This is a genomic window from Hydrogenovibrio sp. 3SP14C1 (assembly GCF_029625905.1).
GTDB lineage: Bacteria > Pseudomonadota > Gammaproteobacteria > Thiomicrospirales > Thiomicrospiraceae > Hydrogenovibrio.
Window position 1 is genome coordinate 1 of the sequence record NZ_JARTLM010000197.1, and the last position, 258, is coordinate 258.

The 258-nt window shown below is 63.2% G+C and carries 1 pseudogene; it reads right to left on the reverse strand.

Annotated features, from left to right (window positions below):
• Positions 1 to 258, reverse strand: a pseudogene (locus P8629_RS12230) (IS66 family transposase); the annotation flags it as partial.

The window sequence follows — 258 nt, forward strand, 5'->3', positions numbered from 1 at the left end:
TGAGCACCACATAACTGGAGGCCCGCTGGGCCAGCCGGAAGGTCGTCTTGCTGCCAATCACTTCGTACTGATCGGCCTCCGGGCCGGTCAGCTCTGGCGGCAGGTGCTCAACCACTTCTACCGGCACATCGGCAGTAAAGCGCAGGCCGGTGTCGTTCAGGCAGTCGTCGTCCCGCTGTTTCTTGGCGGTGCCGCGCTGATAGGCTTTAACCGTGCGCTTCTCATTTTTCGGCGGCTGCGCCGGAACCGGGGCGTCAT